The sequence below is a fragment of the Microvirga sp. HBU67558 genome (assembly GCF_018069605.1).
Lineage (GTDB): Bacteria > Pseudomonadota > Alphaproteobacteria > Rhizobiales > Beijerinckiaceae > Microvirga > Microvirga terrae.
In genome coordinates this window covers 1-18,074 of the sequence record NZ_JAGPUP010000459.1, presented here as the reverse complement: position 1 = coordinate 18,074, position 18,074 = coordinate 1, and the positions used below count along the sequence as shown (strand labels likewise).

The following is an 18,074-nucleotide window of genomic DNA, read 5'->3' as shown; positions in this document are numbered from 1 at the left end:
AGGAGCGCCGGTCCGCCGCACGCGCGCCGGCCGATCACGGCTGGTCCACCAACCCCTGAGCCGACGCATCGGAGGACTGCCCCGGAGCCGCGGCAACGGCCGGCGCGGACGCCGGCGGCGCGCAGAGGCCTGCCATCTGGATCAGGCCGAAGCCGAAGACGGGATCGCGCCCGGGCTGGCCGAGGTCACGCGTATGCTGCTCGAGGCGTGACTGGACCTCCTTGACGTCCAGCGTGGGGTTCGATGCGATCACCAGGCTTGCGGCAGCGGAGACGAACGGCACCGCGTAGGAGGTTCCCGTCCGCAGCACGCCGCTGCCCTCCGCCGAGGCCGTCCAGACGTTCACCCCGGGAGCGGACAGGTCGACATAGGGGCCACGGGTGGCGCGCCGGTAGACGTTGAGGTCGTGGTCGATGGCCGTCACCGCGACGACGCCCGGATAGGCTGCCGGGTAGGACGGCTCGGCCCCGGGACCGTTGTTGCCGGCGGCGGCAACGAACACGATGCCCTTGGCCTGGGCCGCTGCGACGGCCTGTTGCAGAACCTCGTTGGCCGGCCCCGACAGGCTCATGTTGATGACCCGGACCCCGCGCTCCGCCAGGGTCCCGATGGCGGCCACGAGGGTCATCACGTCGGTCCGGTCGGCCGTGCCGCCATCCCGGTAGAAGGCATCGACGGCCATGATCCGCGCCTGCGGCAGGAGACCGGGCGTCCGGCTTGTCGGCCGTCCGACGAGAAGGGCCGCGACCGCCGTGCCGTGATCCTGCAGCGACGGGACCGCATGGCGCTCCGGCTGGGCGATGATCTGGACTGCTTGCCCGTTCAAGGCCGGATGCTCGACATTCACCCCGGTATCGATCAGGCCGATGAGGGGAGCCGGGCCGCATTGGGGCGTCTCCGCGTCGGACCACTTCACGAGCGAAGCCCAGTTCACGGGAGGCTGGACCAGGCACTCGGCGCCCGTGCAGGCGGGCGGGTGCTCGTCGAGGTAATAGAATTCGTCGAAATCCACCGAGGCCCGCGCATCGGCGAGACGGACCAATTGCCGGGCTTGGGCGACCGACAGGCCAGCCGGGGCCCGCAGCCTGACCACTTGGGCGGCGATGCTGCCCTGGGTCCTGGCCTCGATGCGAAAACCCTGAGCGGTCAACCGGGCCAGGTTCTCGGGCGACAGGCCCGACGCCACGATGGAGCGTGTCGATTGCCGTGGCTTGGGCCGCCGGTCGATGTCCTCGGCGACCGGGAGGGGGCTGAGCGGCTTGACCTTGGCCGGAACAGCCGCCCGTGCGGCCGGCGTTCGCGTCGCGGACTTGGCCGCAGACTTCGCGGGAGACTTGCCTGCAGACTTGGCCGTGCCGGGTGTCGTCGATCCGGATGCGGTGGCCTTGCCTCGGCCCGCCGATGTCTTGCCGGCGCTCGCGCGGGCTCTGTCATTGGAGCGGGGATTGGCACCGTTCGATGCAGCACCGGCATGCAGTGGGCCGACCTTCACAGGTCCGCTGCCAAGGCCTTGGCTCGCACCCGCAACGGCTCCGTTGGCGGAATTGACGCTGCCGCTCGTTCCGGCATTGGCCTTGCTGCCATTGCCGCCGGCATTGCTGTTGCCCTTGCCCGCACCAAGGCCGCCGCCAGCGCTGGCTCCGCCGCCGAGGCTGCCTCCGTACCCGGCGCCTCCCGCATTGCCCCGGCCGGACCCGCCGCCTACGCCGCCGCCAAGACCACCGGCATTCGAATTGCCTCTGCCGCCGTTGCCATTGCCGCTTGCTGCGCTGCCGCCGGCCGCACCATTGCTCTTCCCGCCGCCGTTTCCGTTGCCGCCGCTGTTGCTGTTTCCTCCGGCATTACCGTTCCCGGGACCTCCGGCCCCGCCGCGTCCGCCATCCGAATTGCCGTTCCCGTTTCCTGCGCCACCGCCGGCCGAGCCCCCGCCGTTCCCGCCTGCGTTGCCATTCCCGTTGCCGCCGCCGTTGCCGTTCCCGCCACCGTTGCCGCCACCATTGCCGTTTCCACCGCCGCCTTTGGCGAACGCAGCTCCGCTTGCGACGGGAAGACCTGAATCATGGCCAAGATCCAGCTGAATGCGGACGGGGAGGGCAACAGCAAGGCCAGCCACCGCAACAAGGGTATGTCGCCACCAGCGTGTCATGGTTCCCTTTCGTGCCGGCAACTCAGCCGTAAACTTGGCCGTTGCAGGTCCACCCGCTTGTCAACGCGTGATGGGGCCTAAAAAGTTGCTCGGACCATCCACAAAATTGCATGTCATGTAGACTATCCGAGATGAACCGGAGCGAACCAATCACGAAATGTGTCCGATGGTTAGCTTGACCATGGGATCGGGCTTGTGCCGTCTGCTCGGCAGCATGGATCGTGGCGGATGCCACCCCGTCGTGAGCCCCGTAACAACCCTTTGTGTATCCTTGCGATAGACTGCGATGCCGGTATTCGACGCGATGTCGAAGCTCCCGTCCTCTTCCAGCCGAGGCCGCTCCTGGTGTTGAACGCCAGGGTCGGGAAACCGACCCACCCTACCTGAGATCGAACCTCAGCCGGATTGCCACAACCCTCGGCTATTCCGAGGCGAGCGCCGTCACGCGAGCATTCCGGCTCCGGCTCCGCCCGGCAATCCTGGGCACGGCCCTCGGCTTCGATCAGATCGGCGAGGCTGGAGGCCGGAACTCTCGAACGGTGGAATAAAGGCTGCTCGTGTCCCGGGATGTCAAGTCGATGGCTCTGAGGGTCAAGCACCAGCGTCGGGATCGGGTAGTCTCATGGTCATAAAGCCAGCAGCCAAGGACAACCAGAGCCAACCTGGAGCCCAAGGCCGTCCCGACACCGACATGTTCGCATTGAGGAGGACAGCTCATGCGCTGCACATCTGCTCTCGCTGCTGTTGCGGCTGTCGCGTGCACGGCCGTCCCGTTGCATGCAGAGGCTCAACCGCGGGATCGCCAGGTTAGGCAAGGCGATCCTCTCGTCCTGAGAGTGAGGCCGCGCAATTCCTTTGGTCGGGTCCCGCTCTACCTCATCGGCTCGACCTATGAGCCAAGAAACGCCTTCGATCCGATCGAGCTTGTGGCGCCACTTGGCCCCTCGGCCAACAATGTCACGATCACGTTGCCCCTATCCTCGGCGCATTGTCAGTTCACACGGGTCGACGCCACTCTGTTTGCCAGTCCCGGATGCCTGAGTCGATAAGACCGGTCGGACAGGCGCCCTTTGTGCCACACGGATGCATCCGCAGCACTCCATCCGTGCCTCAGGCTTTGTGATCCTGCGGAGAGGAGGTTTCCATGAAGATTCTGACCATGCTCATCGGTGGAGCGTTGACGGCTTGCGCAGGGTTCGCTTCTGCCCAATCGCAGCCCAATCCGATCCAGGGCACGCCCAACTCGCTCTTCCCCTACGCGGCTCCGAACGAGGTTCAGATCATCAACGGGGTGCCGTGCCGGACGGTTCTCGTTCAGGGCAGCAACATGCGCGTTCCAGTGGAATGCGCCGGTCGGGTCGCGACAGGGACCTTCGAGCCGAGTTCAACGGGGAGCATCCGGGTCGAGGAAGGAAGCGGACGCACCTTTGTGGGCCGACCGATCTCTGGCACGCCCAACTCGATTTTCCCTTATGCCGCGCCGAACGAGGTTCAGATCATCAACGGGGTGCCCTGTCGCACGATCCTCGTTGACGGCACCTATCGGGTTCCCGTGGAGTGCGCCCACTGAACGACGGTCACGGTCGTGGCATTGCGCGACGCGTGGTGCAACCCATCGTCGATGACGATGTCAGGAATCCGTGGGTGGCCTCGCATCCCGCCGGTATGGGGACGCCGGGTCGCGCCCCCATAGCGCCCTCGAAGCCTTGTCCAGCCCTCATGAGACGCCTGTCGCCTGGTCGACACTTCATGCTCGTTCATCGCGCCAAGCTGCGGGGCGCGACGAAATCGACTGGTCCGAAGGGGTTGCGCGATCCCACGAAGGGCCCGTTCGTGATCGGGTCCGGCAGAACACCCTGCCCGAAGCGCTCACGGTTCGACGCATAGGGTGGGTTTAGAAGATAGGCCTGCGTTTGCCCGTAGCCGCTGATGCCCGGGTCGATCGATCCGACAGGAACCACCGTGCCCGGGTCCAGGAAACTCCTCGGCGTCACGCGCAGGACCAGCGGGTCGCCTTGTTCAAGGGTCTGGCGTCGGCGATTCTGAGCCTCCACGTCCTGGGGAAGGACCAGGAGGGCCGCGGCGGCGATCATGATGATGACGGATGAATGGTGCATCGGACGTCCTCCTCTCTCGAAAGCCGTCGTTGCAGACATTGTCGCGGTGTGCAGTGGCCTTGGCCAATGACCACCTGCATGCCTGCGGGATCTCCGACGGAACGGTCGGGTTGCGGAAAGAGCCCCGTCCAGTCTTGTCCGAACGGGGCCGAGTTCAGCCGGAGGCCTCGACAAGGGATGAAGGGAAAGAGCGGGAAAGGCCTCCCAGGTCGGATCATGCCTGATCGCCGGAGGGCCGCTTGACCGATGAGGACAATCTTTGAACGTTCTGAGACAGACACGCGTTCAATGCGACGACGCGCGCCCGAACGCCGCCCCTTCAACGACGCGGCAGCCTCCAAGGACGTTCACGAGCGGAATGGCCGACCTTGGCCTTCCATCCGCACCGCCGGGATGAGCTGATCTTCGCGTCGACACCAGCTACTCCTCATTTTGGACCCAAGAGGGCTTTCCCCGCCCCAGCCCGGCCGACCCGCTCCCTTTGAGGAACGGGTTTTTCCGTTCATGGTTGGCTCATTGGTTGCCTCGGCGGCAACCCCCATAGGGCAAGAGCAACCCGGAGCGCTGATCTCCCATGGACAAACGCCACACCGCAGACGCTTTTCCCGACCGAGCCGCAGCGGCTTGGCCGTTCGGAGGCGGAGAGATGGCCGGCCGCATGCGTGATCACGACTGGACGGCAACCCCGCTTGGTCCGACCGAGACTTGGCCGCAGGCGCTGCGTACGGCCGTCGAGATGGCGCTCGCAAGCCCGCTCGTCTCGTCCCTCGTGTGCGGGCCCGACCGGATCCTGATCTACAATGACGCGGCCGCGGTATTATACGGAACCCGCCATCCCGCTGCACTCGGACGCCCTCTGCCGGAAACCTTTCCTGAAGGGTGGAGGACGGTCGCGCCCCTCTACGAGCGCGTCTTCACGGGGGAAAGTATCCAGGTCACCGCCCAGCCGCTCGATACGCGCGGCGAAGGCGAGGCCGCCTCGAACATCTTCGACGCCGTCCTGATCCCGCTCCGTGACGAGCAGGGCCGCGTCGCCTACGCGCACATGACGGGGTTCGAGGTCGGCGGCCGCCTGCGCGCCGAGGCTGCGTTGCGCGAAAGCGAGGAGCGGCAGGCGTTCCTGCTGAAGCTCAGCGACGCACTACGGGCCGAGCCAAACGCGGACGCCATCGCGAACTGTGCGCTTCGGATGTTGATTGCGAAGATGCAGCTCGACCGCAGCTACATCACGGTCTACCGGCTGGATGAGAACCGCGCCGACGTCACCCACCAGTTGGGGAACGATCGTGTGCCGCCGCTGCCCGAAATGTTTGTCTTGTCCGATTTCCCCGAAGCTTTTCGAGCCTTACACGACCGGACCTTCGTGATCGAGGACGACTTCGAACGACAGGGCCTATCGGACGCCGAGAAGCACAATAGCCGTAGCCTCGGGATGCGTGCCATGGTGGCTCCGACACTTCGTAAGGGCGAGAGCCATCCGCTCTGGTCCATGGTTGCGATTTCAGCGCAGCCTCGGCGCTGGACGCGAGGCGAGATTACCCTTGTGGAAGAAGTGGCGGAGCGCACCTGGGCGGCAATGGAGCGGGCGTGTGCAGAAGAGGCGCTGCGCGAGAGCGAAGGAAGCCTGCGCGTCATCATGGACAACGTCCCGGCGATGATCGGCTTCTACGACCGCGAGTTTCGCTATCGTGCCATCAACGAGGAGTTCAGCCGGTTCTTCAAGCGGCCGAAGGAAGGGATTATCGGCCGCACCGTGGCGGAAATCGCAGGCGAGCGTATCTTCGCGAGTTTGAAACCGTGGATGGAGCGGACGCTGGCCGGCGAGACAGTGCGGTGCGAGGATCAGGGCTGGAGGGCGGCCGATCCGAACCTCTGGGGCTGGACGGAGGAGAACTACATTCCGCACTTCGCCGCGTCCGGCGAAGTTGACGGCTTCTATGCCCTTGTCTTCGACATCACGGAACGCAAGAAAGCCGAGGAAGCTCTGCGTGAGAGCGAGGAGCGCTTCCGGGCTCTCGCCACCGCCGGCAGCTACATGATGTATCGCATGAGCCCGGACTGGCGGCACATGTATCAGCTCTCGGGCGAGGGCATGCTGGCCGATACGGTCGAACCGGTCGCGGACTGGGCCGACACTTATCTCTTGCCTGAAGATCAGCCGGTGATCTTCGCCGCCATCGAGGAGGCGATCCGCACCAAGTCTCTTTTCGAGCTGGAGCACCGCGTGCGCCAAGTCAACGGTGGAGTGGGCTGGGTTCTGTCGCGCGCCGTTCCGATCCTCGGGCCTGACGGAAACATCGTGGAGTGGTTCGGCACCGGTGTCGACGTGACCGCGAAGCGCAAGGTCGAAGAGAAGCTGCGCGAAGCGGAGGAACGCTACCGTGGTGAACTCGAGCAACAGGTCCGGGAGCGCACGGCTGATCTTCAGGCGAGCCGCGATCTCCTCCAGGCGACGATGGACTCGTCAATGGATATGATCCAGGTGTTCGAGGCGGTCCGGGACGGGGCTGGCGAGATCGTCGACTTTCGCTGGGTGCTCAACAATCACACCTCTGAGAGCAGGTATGGCAAAGTCGAGGGCGAGAGCCTGCTCACACGCAACCCCGGCGTCGTCCAAGAAGGTATCTTCGGCGCCTTCAAGCGTGTCACCGAGACGGGCAGGCCAGAGCAGGCCGAGCGGCACTACGTGCACGAGCAGTTCGACGGCTGGTTCTACCAGTCCGTCGTGAAGCTCGGCGACGGCGTGGCGACCACCACGAAGGAGATCACCGAGTGGAAGAAGGCGCAGGAAGAGGTCGTCCGTCTCCGGGATGCGGTTGCCCAGGCGAAGCTGCGCGAGAGCGAGGAGAAGTACCGGTCGCTGTTCGAGACCCTCGGCCAGGGATATGCCGAATGCGAGCTCATCCGCGGCGGTGACGGACATGCGACCGATCTTCGATACATCGCGTTGAACCCCGCTCTCGAGCGTCTTAGCGGCCTCAAGGTCGCCGAGACGGTCGGGCGGACGGCGCGCGAGGCCGTTCCGGGCATCGAGGAATCGCAGTTCGAGATGTACGAGAAGATCGTCGACGCCGGTGTGCCGGAGCGGCGCGAGTACGAAGTCGCTCCGTTGGGCCGGTGGTACGAATGCTACGTCTATCCGACCAAGAGCGATCGGTTTTTTGCCCTCTACGAAGATATTACCGAACGCAAACGCCGCGAACGGAATGCCGAACTGATGGCCGAGATCGGCCAGGACCTATCTGTTTTGTCGTCGCCTGACGAGATCATCCAGACGGTGGGTGCGCGCCTCGGCCACTTCCTGCACGCTTCGGGCTGCATTTTTGCGGATGTCGATGAAGTCAACAACGAAGCCACCATTCATCATGGCTGGAATGCCACCGATGTGCCGAGTCTCAAGCAGACATTTCGGCTGGCGGACTATTTTGGCGATGAGTTCGCCCGCGCCGGTCGTGCGGGCGAAACGGTTATCGTTTGCGACACCGCGCGTGACGAGCGGGCGGACGCAGACGCCTACGCTAGGCTGAAGCTCGGCGCCTTCATCACCGTTCCTTTCCAGCAGCAGGGGCGCTGGATAGCGAACATCACGGTTACCACCAGAGAACCGCGAACGTGGCGCGCGGACGAAATCGAGCTCCTGCAGGAGATTGCAAATCGCGTTTTCCCGCGCATCGAGCGCGCCCGCGCCGAGGCAGCACTGCGCGAGAGCGAGGAGCGATTCCGGCAGTTTGCCGATGCCTCCTCGGATGTGCTGTGGATCCGCGACGCCCAGACCATGACGATGGAATACCTGAACCCGGCCTTCGAGCGGGTGTACGGACACCCGCGGCAGAAGGTCCTAGCGGAAGGCCTGGGCGAATGGGGAGAGCTGATCCACCCGGAGGACCGTGACATGGCTCTGGAGAAGATGGAGTGTGTGCGCCGAGGGGAGCGGATCACTCATGAGTTCCGCCTCCTGCATCCGGATGGAGGAATCCGCTGGATCGAGAACACCGACTTCCCGCTCTTTGACATGCAGGGGAAGGTCCAGCGCATCGGCGGCTATGCCAAGGACGTGACGGAGAAGAAGGAAATTGCCGAGCGAATGAAGGTGCTGGTGGCCGAACTCCAGCATCGCACCCGCAACCTCATCGTCGTGGTGCGCTCCATTGCGGACCGGACGCTGGCCACCAGCTCCTCTCTTGACGAATTCCGGGGCCGCTTCCGTGACCGCATGGGTGCGCTCGGGCGGGTGAACGGTTTGCTGTCGCAGCTCAACGAGCGTGACCGCATCAGCTTCGACGAACTGATCCGGACGGAACTCGCCGGGCATGGGGTCGTGGATGGCGAGGGACATGAGCAGGTGACGCTGGAGGGACCGAAAGGCATACGCCTCCGCTCCGCCACAGTGCAGAGCTTCGCGCTGGGGCTGCATGAGCTCGCCACCAATGCGGTCAAGCACGGGGCGCTCTCCCGTCCGGAGGGGCGCCTCGCCATCCGCTGGGGCCTGGTTCCCGGACAGGACGGGGAGCCCCGCCTGCGGGTGGAGTGGCAAGAGAGCGGCGTGACTGTGCCCCCGCCTGCCCGAGGGCAACCTTACCGGAGGGGCTCCGGGCGTGAACTGATCGAGCGGTCACTTCCCTATCAGCTCGGTGCCGACACATCGTACGAACTCACGCCGGAAGGGGTGCGTTGCACGATCACCCTGCCGATCTCCACCATGCACTGGGAGGCGGAGCATGCCTGATCCTCTGACTGCCTCTGCCCTGCGCGGCCGCCGCATCCTGGTGGTCGAGGATGAGTACATGATGGCCGAGGACTTGCGGTGCGACCTGGAAGAGGCGGGGGCCCAGGTAATCGGCCCGGTGCCGAGTGTGGCGGATGCGCTGAGGCTGCTGGCGACGGAAATGAGCATCGACGCGGCGATCCTCGACGTGAACCTCCGAGGCGAGAAAGCCTATCCGGTCGCCGACGTCCTGCGCGAGCGCACCATCCCCTTCGTGCTGGCAACCGGCTACGAGCAGTGGGCGCTGCCGGAGGCCTACAAGGACGTGCCCCGCTGTGACAAGCCGGTCGACCTGCGCCACCTCGCTCTTGTGCTCTTCAATTGATGTTGCATCAACGGACTGGATTATTGGTGGACAGGATCGCTCCTCGCGTGGGGCTGACCTGGGTCGAACTTCGGTGAGGGCAGCCGACCTTCGCACAGCATCCCCTAAGGGCCCAATCCGACCCAAAGCAGTTCTCAGGATTGCCTGTGTCGTGGATCAAGCTTGGCTCAGACAAGGTCGCGAGGCCGAGCCGCCCCTGGCGGATGAGCGCCACCAGACAAGACGCACGATGCGACGATGTCGTGCTTTCGAAAGCGTCGTTGCATTCTCCGGCGCGACTGTGCGCGCAACAGGACGCTTCAGGGATCCACAGGAAATCGGACGATGACGCTCGTGCCGGTGCCGTCCCCATCGGTTGCGATGGTGCCGCCGAGCTGGGCCGCCATGGAGCGGATCAGGCGCGTCCCGAGACCCGCCGATGGTCTCGGCCTGCTCTCCGGGGTCAATCCGATTCCGTCATCCTCAACGGCGACCCTGAAGGTGTCTCCCCGGCGGCTGAAATCGACCGTGATTGTGCCGCCACGGTCGTCGGGAAAGGCATATTTAAGGCTGTTCGTCAGCAGCTCATTGATGATCAGCCCGACAGGGACCACGCGCTCCTGTGGCAGCAGATGACGCTCTGCCCGCACGGTGATTGCGATCGGCCGAAGGTCCACCAGTGCGGCCTTCAGGTCGTCACAGAGCTCGGTGATGAAGTCGGCGGCGTTGACGACCGCGCTGGTGCCCTCGCCCAGCCGCAGGCGCTCCTGCACCCGGCTGAGGACGTGGATGCGGTCGGCCGCGGAGGTCAAGGCCGACCTCGCTGATGGGTCGTGTACCGTCCGCTCCTGGAGCCGCACCAGCGCCGTGAGCATCATGAGGTCGTTCTTCATCCGGTGGCCGGCTTCCCGCAGGAGCAGATCCTTCTCCTGCTCGGCGGCTGCGAGCCGTCTGTTCGCCTGCGTGAGCCCGTGGGCGGTGGTGTGCAGGGCCTCGATGATCCCTGCCGTGGTGAACCCGATCACGAGGTACAGGATGAGGCCGAGGGTGGCCCGATGATCCTCAATCCTAAGGCTCCCGACCGGCTCAAGGAAGAAGTAGTCCGCCAGAACAGCGCTCAGTGCGACCGTGTAGAAGCCGCTGCCCCGGTTGAACAGGACGGCGTTGACGATAATGGCCATGAAGAACAGCAGGAAGGGGAACGCGGGCAGGTACGCGCTAAGGCCGATGCGCAGCACCAGCATGATCAGGACGACCAGCGTCGCGCCTAGATAACGGGCCCAGACCGGCCAGCTTCGCGTGAGGAAGGTATAGGTGAAGAATGCCTGCATGTCCGAGCCGTCAAGCCTTTCCGACGGCCGAGGTTCCCATTGAGGGAGGGGCAAAATGCCGGAACGGATGACGCTAAGCTTCGTTCGGCCTAACCTCAGGGCCTCAATCATCACGCATTAGACCATTCTCAAGGCCGGGAAAGTTTGCTGTCTGACCCCGCTCGGACGATTATCGGCCCGGTTGAACAAGACGGACCACCCTGCCAGATGCTGGCTTTCCAGACGCAGCCTCGTCGACCTTCGCGAGAAAAGCCTTCGGGGCATAAGGTTTCGTGAGAAGAGGAAAGCCTTCTTCTATGGCAGCCCCTGTGGCGTCGCTGTAGCCGCTCATCAGCAGCACAGGGACGTACGGCCACCGCTCACGCACCGTGCGGGCAAGATCAAGTCCATCCTGACCGCCCGGCATGACCAGGTCGGAACAGACCAGATCGAACGCTTCCGCCTCCAAGACGGCCAGGGCCTCCGCAACGGATCCGCACACCCGGACGTCATGCTGGGCTTCGGTCAGCAGCATCCGTCCGACCTCTGCGACCTCAGGGTTGTCTTCGACGAGCAGAACGCGCAGCTTGCGCCGGACGCTATCCTGCTGCTCATGCGCGCTGGGGAGCTGGCTGTCGTCTTGCCGCGCGGCCCGAGGCAGATACAGTGTGACTGTCGTTCCTCGACCGGGCTCACTGCGGATGTCGACTGAGCCGCCGGATTGCTGGGCGAAGCCATATACCTGTGCCAATCCGAGGCCCGATCCTCGTCCCACCTCCTTGGTCGTGAAGAACGGTTCGAAGACCCGCGTCAACACCTCGCGCGGGATGCCGGCTCCCGTGTCGCTGACGGTGATCGCGACAGCCTCGGTCAGGCCGCCGTCACGCAGTACCAAGTTCTGTGCCGTCACAACGAACGAGCCGCCTTTCGGCATTGCATCGCGAGCGTTGACGGCCAGATTGATGAGGGCGACCTGGAGTTGAGAGGCGTCGGCCTGTACGGGCCAGAGATCTTCTGCAAGATTCAGCTCAATGGAGATGTCCCCGCGCAGGGATTGCGCCAGCATGTCGTGGGTGGCGGCCATCAGGGACGGGATCTCGATGACCTCGGACTTGAGCGCCTGCCGACGGCCGAAGGCGAGAAGCTGTCCGGTCAATTTCCGCCCCTGATCGATCGCCTGAATGGCGTTCTCAATCAGGCGGGGCTTGCGATCCTCCTTCGCCCGGCGGGCTAGATCGAGATTGCCCAGCATGATCGTCAGCAGGTTGTTGAAGTCGTGGGCGACACCGCTCACCAGAGCCGCCACCGCCTCCATCTTCTGAGCGCGCCGCAACTGCTCCTCCAGCTCGCGCGCCCTGGTGACATCCATGGAAGTGCCGAGCAGCTTTGTCACCCGTCCGGTCGCATCGATGATCGGTCGCACGACCGCGTGTCGGATATAGGGGCCGGACGGCCCTTCACCTTCGACCTCATACTCCACAGGTTGCCTCGACGTGAGGCACTCACGGTAATGCTCCTCGATTGTGGCTCCGATGCTGCCTGGGAAGGCGTCTCGAGGGCTTCTGCCGATCACCTGCTCACGCGACCATCCTGTGATTGCCGCCAGGGCCGGGTTCATTTCTTCGATCGTCAGGGAGCTATCCGGATTGACCCGGGTCAGCAGAAGGCCGACAGGCGCTTCCTGAAGCAGGGCATGGATGCGAGCCTCGCTCTCCTGTAACCGTGCTTGTGTTGCAAGCCGCTGACGGGTCTGCCGGATTGCCAGGAACGTGATGCCTGAGAGTGAACCGGCAACGGCAAATGCCAGACCGGCAGAGAGCACAAGATCCTTGTGCCAGCCGGCGAGCACGGCTTGGAGTGAGCGCCCATACGAGACATAGACAGGATAGCCCGGCAGCTTCCTGTTCGCATACAGGCGCTCGACTCCATCGAGCTGAGCCACCTGTCGGTAGGGCGTGTCCGCTCCCCTCTGGATCGCCTGCATCAGGCCGCTCTCTGCCGTCAGCCGCATGGGCTTGCTCAGGGGCTGGGGGCCTCGAGCCAAGATCGTCCCATCGTCCCTGATGATCGAGAACGAGTCATCGGGGCTGAGAGACAAGCTTTTCAGGGCGCCGGCAAAGTAAGCCGGATCCAGGGAGGTCACGATCAGCCCATCGAAGCCTGCCTCAGCCGTTCGCCGCCGCGCGACATTGAAGAACAAGCCGGGGCTGGAGCGTCCGAGCCGCGGTTCGCCGATGTAGGTTCCCGATGGTCGGTCCTTGAGAGCCTGAAAGTAGTCCCGATCCCCGACACGGGAGGTGTCAGGGGCCGGGAAGTACCGGCTGCTGTTGCGGCCTCGGCCCTCTGGGTCGATCAGCCAGATCACATCGACGATCGGGAGGTTCTGGTCGAGTTGTAGCAGCCAGCGATGCAAATCCTCGGAGGCGGCGATGTCGTCCCAGGACATACCTTGGATACGATCATCAACCCGGCTGATGAGCAGTTCCTGCAACTCGAACACACGCAGTGCGTGCTCTGCCAGTACATCGGTGGCTCGCCTGACAGTCGCTTCGGCTTCCCGCAGATGCTGCCGGTAGCTCTGCCACGCCCCAAAGCCGAAGAAGAGGAGGGGGATGAGCAGTGAAGCGGCCGCAAGCGCCTGCAACGATGGAAGGGACAGACCTCCAACTCTGGTCGACGGCTTCCTCACTTCAGGGGTGAGAGTGGCGTTAGTCACGACTGACCGATTTGTAGCGATCGCGTGTCCATTCGAGGATCCGTCCGCCACTTAGGCTGCTGTAAGCATCATGGAACCGACCCTTGACTGAGCGTCCGCCCTTGCAGCCTGGGACAGGGCAATGCTCAGGAGTTGGGCTCCGCTCTCATCGGCGACCGTCAGCCGCCATTCGGCCTGGCTGAGTGCCATCCAACTCTTTGACAAGGCTTGGGCGTCCTGAGGGGCATGAGCCCTTGCGGCCTCGAGCGAAGGGAGGGCAACACCCCATGGATCGGGGTAGGTGCGCCGTCCGTCCGAGATATGAAAGAAATCACGCGGCATGGCTGGTCCTCACGGCCGCGCTTACAACGTGAAGCAGGTCCCTTGGTTCCCATCGTCACCCAATGAAATGTTCTCTGTCGTGAGGGCCTGGTTTTGGCATTTCAAGGCAGGGGAGTTTGGAGGCTCGGCTCCTGGCACTCCTCGGATGAAAGCCGAGCGTCTGCTGGCGTCGGGAACAGCGGCCACGAAGGGGCCCTTGGAATCGTTAGGGCAGCAACCTCAGGAAGGCCAGTATCGTCGCCGCGGAATTGTCGGACGCGAGCTGAAAAAACGTGCCGACCTCATTCTCATCCTTGCCGCCGCCTGCGAGATCGGACAGAGAGCGGAACGCGATGAAGGGCGTCTTGTTGGCGTAGGCGACGTGGGCAACAGCCGCCGATTCCATGTCCAGCAATGATGCCCCGAACGCCGTGCCGACATATTCACGGAACGCCTTATTGTCGACGAAAGCCTGGCCTGAGACCCCCTTGCCGCCGACCACGAGCCGCGGCCGGCGCTGAAGGCATTCATTGTTGGCCGTGCACTGCGTTAAGGCCGGCTCGTCCTGAAGCTTTCTCGCCAGATCGAGCAGCCCGGGATCCACCGGAAACCAAAGCACTTTCTCCGGCACGCCGGGGCGTTGCGCAACCTCCACGGGCTGCGGGAAGATCATGCCGAAGTTCGGTACCGTACGGTCCGCGAAGGGCGGCAATGCAAAGCCACCGTCCACCTCGCGCGCAAACACCGCTTCGAGATACTCGCACCAAGCATCCGGTACGATGACGTCGCCGATCTGGAGCGCCGGATCGACCCCGCCGGCAATACCGGAGAACACCAAGCGGTCGAGAGTGAAATGATCGAGCGCGAGCTGGGTTGTCATGGCCGCATTCACCATGCTGATCCCGCTCAGGAACAGGACCACGGCCTTGCCCGCGATCCTGCCGGTTACGAAGACCGTTTCGTTGACGACCCGCTCCTCGCGATCTGTGAGGCTCGCTTGCAGCGCCAGCCATTCGGGCTGGAAGGCCGAGATGATTGCAGTGCGGCGGACATCATCGCGCGGGGCCGCCCGCAACGGTTCGAGCGGTGCACCGGCGAGCAACAGCCACACACCAAGAAGCGCGACACGAATGCGCCGCATCGTATCCTGGTTCGCGCCAGGAGCTCGCGTCACCGGGTTGGTCAGGGACATTCCCCCCTCACTTCTGATTGCACAGCGTGCCTCACCGCGGTGCGAGGTCGCCGATGAGGTCGTTGACCACCTTGGACATCGTCATGGCGGCTGAGATGTTGAACCTGTTGATCGCGACGAATACCCCGATGCCCCGGGCCGGCGAAAGGCCGTGTAGCTAAACACCCCCTGCAAGCCGCCGGCCTTTTGAAGGATCAAGGGCCGGTCGCCCTCCGGCCGCATAATGATCCAGCCCAGCCCGATGGCATCCATGCGGCCGGATTCGTCGAGGCTGAGAACAGGACGCAAGCCGTCGCGCTGGACGTATGCCGCGTGATCAAGGAGGCGGATTTCGGCACCCGTGGCATCCGTCCGATCCAGATGCCATGCCAGCCAGCGCAGGATGTCGTTCGTCGACGAGTAGAGACCGCCCGAACCGACCGCCATGGAGCTTGTGGGAACCACCGGCATCGGGCTGCCATCGATATCGTGGCCCTGCATCAGGTTCGAGAGTTGGGCTTCAGTTGGCGAGAAGGTTGTTGCCGTCAGCCCCGCGGGCTGAAGCACGCGCTCACGCAGCAGATCCTCGTAAGGGCGCTTGGCGGCGGAGGACAGGGCCTGCGCCAGGAGATCGAAGGCGATGTTCGAGTACTGTGCCCCTGTTCCCGGGGGGAACAGCAGCCGGTCCTGCTTCAGGTGGGCGATGAACGCCTCCTTGGTGAGGGTCCGCATCGGATCCTCGGGCGGGCTCGGCGGGCGCCCGATCTCCCGCGGCAAGCCGCTGGTATGGGTGACGAGGTCGATGAGGCGGATCGGACGACCGTCTCGGGTCGGAACAGCAACATCCCAATTCAGGTGCCTGTCGAGCGGGTCCGTCAGCCGCACCGTCCCGTCGGCCACCAGGCTGGCTAGGACCGCGCCGGTGAAGACCTTCGTGATCGAACCCACCCGCATCAGGGTGTCGCCGTCGGGAGCCTGGTCGACGCTATCGCTCGTCCGACCGAAGCCGGCCACGGCGGTCTCGCCGTTGCGCACGGCGCCGATGATGAGACTAGGAACCCCAGAGCTGTAGTAGAGGATGGAGCCCGTGAAGTTGATGCTCTCCTCGAGGAGTCGGTCGCGGGCGTGGGCAGGGGGAGCCAGGCTGACTGCAAAGGCAGCAACGGCGATGGTGACCCACATCCTCATGGCAGCATCCTGCTAGGTCGCGTGTAGCCATGTTAGCAGATGCTTGCTGCCCGAACTTGGGCGGAGAAGCTAGGCCTATCCCGAATTGCCAAAGCCTGCCTTTGTGAAAGGTCGGCTCATGTCACGACTCTTCGCTATCATCTTGGTCATTCTTCCGTCTGGAGGCGTGCAACATCGCCAAGACTAAACGCAGACGATAGCGATGGTGACGGCGGAGATGCCGAGCACCTCAAGAAGGCAAAAAAGGTCGCTTCACTGCTGCGGCGATGAGCCCACCACAGCCTTCCAGATTGCATCCTTGGCCGTGACGAGGGCTGGAGTGGCAAGTTCGGTCGGAGGCTGCGTCCGCTTTTCCCCAGCCGTCACGAGCACAGCCATCCAGATCTCTCCATCGGTGGAGTAGGGGTCGCCCTCACCGTTACGTCCGCTCAGCGTCGGCCCGATTCCCGACACCTGATAACGCACCTCGACCATTCCGGCCTGCACGAGGTCGGAAATCAATCCGTCACGCTCCGCATCGATGTCCGGAGCAATGTGATGGGTGACCTGACCCGTGTATCGGCTCAAGCCCACGCCGCGGTCGAAGGTCGCCGAACCGAGCCAGACGGGGCGGCCTTCCTGCCCGCGCGCCAGAACGTTCCAGAGCCGAACGTGGTGCCGACGGTCGGCGCTCGAGCCCACCGGCTTCTCGAAAGCGAGATCCTCCCGTCGTCCCTCGTAGAAGAGGGGGCTGACCGGAGCATCCGGATCCGGCCGGTCGAGGACCACGCTGCCGATGATCTTCAGACTGGTCCGGAAAGTGATCGGGTCGGCCGGATGCCAGCCGGCAGCGTGCATGGCTCGCACGATATCCTCCTGGGAGCCGACGAGGCCGACATTCAGTGGATCGCCAGGGATGCCCTGTCCCGTGTGGGTCAGCATGGGCTGACCCTCGAGGCCGCGCTGGTGCTCGTAGTGGGACCATGCCGATGGCAGGGCCACGTAGGCGAGAACACCGTAGAGCCCGAGAAGGATCAGGCCCAACAGCAGGCCGCTTCTCACCTTTGGGTGACGGGGCGACGGCATGGCCTCATTTCGGGAACAGCAACTGGACCTGGGCCCGGAGCTGCCAGTCCGGACCCTCGGTCGGATGGACCACATTGTAGTAAGCCGCGAGTTGCATGTTCACCGGCTGCTTGCCGATCTTGAACACCCGGCCGAACCCGCCGCCGACCGGCACCGTCCAGCGATCCTGCGGCTTTGCCTCCCAGTTGGCCGTCGCGATCGGGGAGGTGGTCAGGTACCAGCCTCCGGAGAAGTTGTAGTTGACGAAGGGCTGAATCGTCGTCTGGTTGACTGCCTGCGGTCCGCCCTCGAAGGACCAGAGCTGGTTGACGAGCACTCCGACTACCCAGGGACCGTGAGTCGTCAGGGCGACGGCCGCTGGCCCGGCGCCCCATTTCTGCGCGCCGAGGGCCTCGTTGGTTGCGGTTGGTACGAGGAAGGTCGGGCCGATGCCCCAGATGATCCCGTGGGTCGGCTTCGAGGGCGAGAGGAAGAAGGTGGGGTTCAGATCGCCGAGGCCGAACTCCCGGTCGCCGGTGACGGTGAGAGGCGGCTGGGAGACGACCGGCAGGATCCAGCGGGTGATCAGGTTCCAGTCCTCGTTCAGCTTGATCGGGATCACCGGCTGGATGTTGAGGATGTCCTGCTGCTGCTTGTGCGGGCCGACACGGAAGTTGAGATTGTTCTGAAATGGCACGCTGATCAGGTCGGCGACCGGGTTCTGCGCCTGCTTGGCGAGATCGCTGCTCCCGCCATCCTCCGATCGCGCATCCGCGGATTGCGCCAGAGGAGCGGTGTTCCACACCATCATCGCCGCTGTCGCGACAATCCCTATCCATCCGGCTCGAATCGCAGCTCGTGCAATTCCCATGAGGGTGCTCCCTGTATCGGCCGCGGCAGGATTGCCGCATTCGGTCGGGACTGGCCCATGCTCCTACGCGGCCCGTGTTCAGAACTTGGCGCTGATGCCGATGACGGGTCCGTGCTGGAGCATGTCGAACTCGTAGCGCTGC

Annotated in this window: 13 protein-coding genes; 4 read left to right on the top strand and 9 right to left on the bottom strand. The window is 64.3% G+C overall.

Going from position 1 to position 18,074, the window contains the following annotated elements:
• Positions 1-34: 34 nt before the first annotated feature.
• Entirely contained in the window at positions 35-2,146 is a 2,112-nt protein-coding gene (locus tag KBI52_RS06545; RefSeq protein WP_210806197.1) for a S8 family serine peptidase, read from the bottom strand.
• A gap of 1,144 nt (positions 2,147-3,290) precedes the next feature.
• Between KBI52_RS06545 and KBI52_RS06540 the strand changes: the two genes are divergently transcribed.
• Entirely contained in the window at positions 3,291-3,716 is a 426-nt protein-coding gene (locus KBI52_RS06540; protein ID WP_210806195.1) for a hypothetical protein, read from the top strand.
• A gap of 187 nt (positions 3,717-3,903) precedes the next feature.
• Here KBI52_RS06540 and KBI52_RS06535 read toward each other — a convergent pair whose 3' ends face one another.
• Positions 3,904-4,263, bottom strand: a complete 360-nt coding sequence (locus KBI52_RS06535) for a hypothetical protein (protein WP_210806193.1) — start codon at positions 4,261-4,263, stop codon at positions 3,904-3,906.
• A 646-nt stretch (positions 4,264-4,909) separates the two neighbouring features.
• On the opposite strand from KBI52_RS06535, the gene KBI52_RS32750 reads away from it, so the two are divergent.
• Entirely contained in the window at positions 4,910-8,989 is a 4,080-nt protein-coding gene (locus KBI52_RS32750; RefSeq protein ID WP_247654227.1) for a PAS domain-containing protein, read from the top strand.
• Positions 8,982-9,353: a response regulator gene (locus KBI52_RS06510; protein ID WP_173945388.1), complete on the top strand. Its 372-nt coding sequence runs from the start codon at positions 8,982-8,984 to the stop codon at positions 9,351-9,353. Before KBI52_RS32750 ends, KBI52_RS06510 begins: the two co-directional genes overlap by 8 nt.
• 299 nt (positions 9,354-9,652) lie before the next feature.
• On the opposite strand, the gene KBI52_RS06505 is transcribed toward KBI52_RS06510, so the two are convergent.
• Together KBI52_RS06505 and KBI52_RS06500 are read right to left on the bottom strand one after the other, a co-directional pair.
• A complete protein-coding gene (locus KBI52_RS06505) occupies positions 9,653-10,663 on the bottom strand; it encodes a sensor histidine kinase (RefSeq protein WP_173945389.1) in 1,011 nt (336 codons plus the stop codon).
• Positions 10,664-10,832: 169 nt separating this feature from the next.
• Entirely contained in the window at positions 10,833-13,088 is a 2,256-nt protein-coding gene (locus KBI52_RS06500) for a hybrid sensor histidine kinase/response regulator (RefSeq protein WP_210806191.1), read from the bottom strand.
• A gap of 3 nt (positions 13,089-13,091) precedes the next feature.
• Between KBI52_RS06500 and KBI52_RS06495 the strand changes: the two genes are divergently transcribed.
• Entirely contained in the window at positions 13,092-13,265 is a 174-nt protein-coding gene (locus tag KBI52_RS06495) for a hypothetical protein (protein ID WP_173945391.1), read from the top strand.
• Between the two features lie 144 nt (positions 13,266-13,409).
• Here KBI52_RS06495 and KBI52_RS33975 read toward each other — a convergent pair whose 3' ends face one another.
• The 5 genes from KBI52_RS33975 to KBI52_RS06475 form a co-directional block, all read right to left on the bottom strand.
• Positions 13,410-13,679 (bottom strand): hypothetical protein, encoded by a 270-nt coding sequence (locus tag KBI52_RS33975; protein ID WP_371823125.1) that lies wholly within the window; start codon positions 13,677-13,679, stop codon positions 13,410-13,412.
• Positions 13,680-13,884: 205 nt separating this feature from the next.
• Positions 13,885-14,850: a 5'-methylthioadenosine/S-adenosylhomocysteine nucleosidase gene (locus KBI52_RS06490; protein ID WP_247654226.1), complete on the bottom strand. Its 966-nt coding sequence runs from the start codon at positions 14,848-14,850 to the stop codon at positions 13,885-13,887.
• Between the two features lie 81 nt (positions 14,851-14,931).
• Entirely contained in the window at positions 14,932-16,017 is a 1,086-nt protein-coding gene (gene ampH / locus KBI52_RS06485; protein WP_247654225.1) for a D-alanyl-D-alanine-carboxypeptidase/endopeptidase AmpH, read from the bottom strand.
• Positions 16,018-16,269: 252 nt separating this feature from the next.
• Positions 16,270-17,082: an LssY C-terminal domain-containing protein gene (locus KBI52_RS06480; protein ID WP_173945393.1), complete on the bottom strand. Its 813-nt coding sequence runs from the start codon at positions 17,080-17,082 to the stop codon at positions 16,270-16,272.
• A gap of 4 nt (positions 17,083-17,086) precedes the next feature.
• Positions 17,087-17,872, bottom strand: coding sequence for a hypothetical protein (locus KBI52_RS06475; RefSeq protein ID WP_210806189.1), 786 nt, complete (start codon positions 17,870-17,872; stop codon positions 17,087-17,089).
• Positions 17,873-18,074 lie beyond the last annotated feature (202 nt).

Coding starts and splice junctions, on each gene's coding strand:
- KBI52_RS06545 (WP_210806197.1), bottom strand. CDS start 2,146: ATGACACGCTGGTGGCGACATACCCTTGTTGCGGTGGCTGGCCTTGCT.
- KBI52_RS06540 (WP_210806195.1), top strand. CDS start 3,291: ATGAAGATTCTGACCATGCTCATCGGTGGAGCGTTGACGGCTTGCGCA.
- KBI52_RS06535 (WP_210806193.1), bottom strand. CDS start 4,263: ATGCACCATTCATCCGTCATCATCATGATCGCCGCCGCGGCCCTCCTG.
- KBI52_RS32750 (WP_247654227.1), top strand. CDS start 4,910: ATGGCCGGCCGCATGCGTGATCACGACTGGACGGCAACCCCGCTTGGT.
- KBI52_RS06510 (WP_173945388.1), top strand. CDS start 8,982: ATGCCTGATCCTCTGACTGCCTCTGCCCTGCGCGGCCGCCGCATCCTG.
- KBI52_RS06505 (WP_173945389.1), bottom strand. CDS start 10,663: ATGCAGGCATTCTTCACCTATACCTTCCTCACGCGAAGCTGGCCGGTC.
- KBI52_RS06500 (WP_210806191.1), bottom strand. CDS start 13,088: ATGTCCTGGGACGACATCGCCGCCTCCGAGGATTTGCATCGCTGGCTG.
- KBI52_RS33975 (WP_371823125.1), bottom strand. CDS start 13,679: ATGCCGCGTGATTTCTTTCATATCTCGGACGGACGGCGCACCTACCCC.
- KBI52_RS06490 (WP_247654226.1), bottom strand. CDS start 14,850: ATGTCCCTGACCAACCCGGTGACGCGAGCTCCTGGCGCGAACCAGGAT.
- ampH (WP_247654225.1), bottom strand. CDS start 16,017: ATGAGGATGTGGGTCACCATCGCCGTTGCTGCCTTTGCAGTCAGCCTG.
- KBI52_RS06480 (WP_173945393.1), bottom strand. CDS start 17,082: ATGCCGTCGCCCCGTCACCCAAAGGTGAGAAGCGGCCTGCTGTTGGGC.
- KBI52_RS06475 (WP_210806189.1), bottom strand. CDS start 17,872: ATGATGGTGTGGAACACCGCTCCTCTGGCGCAATCCGCGGATGCGCGA.